A 2,258-nucleotide genomic window follows, 5' to 3' on the forward strand; every position below is an offset into this window, starting at 1 on the left:
GTTATCGGGTCCCAGAGGGTGCTCCCCTGGTTGGGGGGGGGGTGTGCTCCCCGTCAGGGGGTGGGGCGCCCCCCCCCGGCCCGGCCCCGGGCCCCCTTCGTTGTTGCCTAGACCTCTCGGGACCCGCGTGCCATTCGCGTGCCATACGGGACACCTCATGCCCCGTCACGACAGAAGCCGATCCAGACCTCGCGTCGTCGGGAATGGCCGCCCTGGGTGAGATTGATCTAGCTCCTCGCGAACTGAGGGTCGCACCTGCAGGCCGGCAAAGTCGGCATGGGCCCAGCAGAAGCTGACAGGCACGAAGCATGCGCTGGACCCTGCTCCGCTATGCGTGCGAATGGGTGATGATGGCGCCGTGATCGTGGACCTGAGCAACTACGAGCTGGTGTGGCCGACATCGCTGTTCGTGTCGGAAGGGGAACGCATCCTGAGGACCAAGGGCTCCCGTTCCTCGCGGGAGGACCGCGTGGAGTGGCTCTTGACCGAGGCCCTGGTCGGATCGACAGCCGTGGCGGACTTCCAGGAAGTCGAGGCCCTGCATAGCGGCTGGGGCTCTACGCGGGAAGGCCGGTACAGGGGAGACACCCGGGAGGACTGGTTCTCGGAACTCATCAGCCGTGCTTCGGAGATCCGGCCCGCGCTCGCGCCCCGGCCGTACTGGCCTCAAAGGCACGGACGTAGCTTGTCTGCCGACGACAGCACCGCACGAGACGGCCGCCGCGACTTCGCGCGGATCATCGCCGATTTCTCGGACAACGGCTACCTGGTCGAGCAGTTCGGCGAGGAGTGCGTCGATGGGCCGGACGACCTGCCCGACGCCTCCGCTCTGATCGAACGACGCTTGGGCATCCCGGGCTTGTGGCCCCTGGCCCCGACGACCTGGGACGAGGACACCTTCTACGGTCTGATCGAGGTCTTCCACGATCTTGTCAGCCGTCCCCGGCTACGGAGCTTCCACTCCTACGGCGGGTGCGGCTGGCACCACTCGGAATTCCACAACGGACCTGCGCGAATCCTCTACCGCGCGAAGATCAACGAACTGCTGCGCGAAGCCGGAGCCGCGTACGAGCTCGCCGCTGAAGGGGAAGACTTGGGCCGACTTGTCGCCGTGACCGACGACGCGCGCCGCCAGCTGGTGCACCGCGTCCTCAACGACAGCCCTCCTGCCATCACCACCCGCGTTCGGCACGCCATCGCACTCTTCCGCGCTCGCGACGCATCTTTGGAGAGCAAGCGGTCGGCCATCGTTGCCGCCGTTGGCATCCTGGAGGAACGCCGGGCTCTGATCCGCGAAGACCTCGGAAAGCCTGACGACGGGGCCTTGTTCGAGATCGCCAACAGATTCGACCTGCGTCACCGGCGCGCGGACCAGCTCGCCAACTACAACGACGCCTTCCTCGACTGGACCTTCTGGTGGTATCTCGCCACCGTCGAGCTGACCAACAAGCTGATCGAGGCAGCGGAACCCCCGAAGGCCGGCACCGCATCTGAGCCTCCCTTTTAGCAGGCTGGGAAGCAGCAGGTGGAGGTCCACTCTGGACCTCCACCTGGGCCTGTCACCTCACCCGCGCAGCTCCACCGGAACCTGCGGGCGGAACTGGGAACCTGTGGACAGCGGCGGCTGCGCCCCCACCCAGGCCCCGAACCGCCGTGCGCTGACGGCGCACATCCGAGTCGATGTCGTCGGCGAGCTTGCGCTGGTGCTCCTTGGTGGAGTGCTGGTAGATCAGCTGCGCCCGCTCTGAGGACTGGCCCGCGCGGACCATGAGGTCCTTCAGCTTGGCACCGGTGTCGGCGGCGAGGGTGTTGCCGGTGTGCCGGAGGTCGTAGAAGCGGAACTCCTTCGGCATGCCGACCGCGTCGCGGGCCTTGCCCCACTTCCGGCCGAAGGTGGTGCCGCGCAGGGCTGCCCCCTTCTCGCCCACGAAGACGAGGCCGTCCGGTCCGTCCTGGGCGAACCACTCCAGGTGCCGGCGGACGTCGAGGAGGACGAAGCCGGGCAGCATGAAGTCTTGGGCCACCACCGGCGCTGACGCGACAGCCAGCCCTGCTGTCGCCCGTCGGCGGACCGCCGGGCTGGCCAACGCGTTCAGTTGCTCTGGATCTATCTGAGAACCGCAGGGGGTCCACGCTGCTTGATGCGTCGTGGGGGGGGGGGGGGGGGGGGGCGGGGGGCGCCCCCCCCCCCCCCCGACACACCGCCTCATTAACAAATTCTCACTCTGGTGGGCAGAGTGTCTCGCGACACGGGCGGT

At 67.8% G+C, this 2,258-nt stretch carries 2 protein-coding genes; one reads left to right on the top strand and one right to left on the bottom strand.

Annotated elements, in window-relative coordinates; translation table 11 throughout:
* Window positions 1-340: 340 nt before the first annotated feature.
* Window positions 341-1,507: a hypothetical protein gene (locus ACFVZW_RS15645; protein ID WP_384521297.1), complete on the top strand. Its 1,167-nt coding sequence runs from the start codon at window positions 341-343 to the stop codon at window positions 1,505-1,507.
* A gap of 52 nt (window positions 1,508-1,559) precedes the next feature.
* On the opposite strand, the gene ACFVZW_RS15650 is transcribed toward ACFVZW_RS15645, so the two are convergent.
* On the bottom strand, window positions 1,560-2,027 hold the full coding sequence (locus tag ACFVZW_RS15650; protein WP_384521299.1) for a hypothetical protein: 468 nt from the start codon (window positions 2,025-2,027) through the stop codon (window positions 1,560-1,562).
* Window positions 2,028-2,258: the final 231 nt, after the last annotated feature.

Source organism: Streptomyces sp. NPDC059567 (genome assembly GCF_042735655.1).
Classification (GTDB): Bacteria; Actinomycetota; Actinomycetes; order Streptomycetales; family Streptomycetaceae; genus Streptomyces.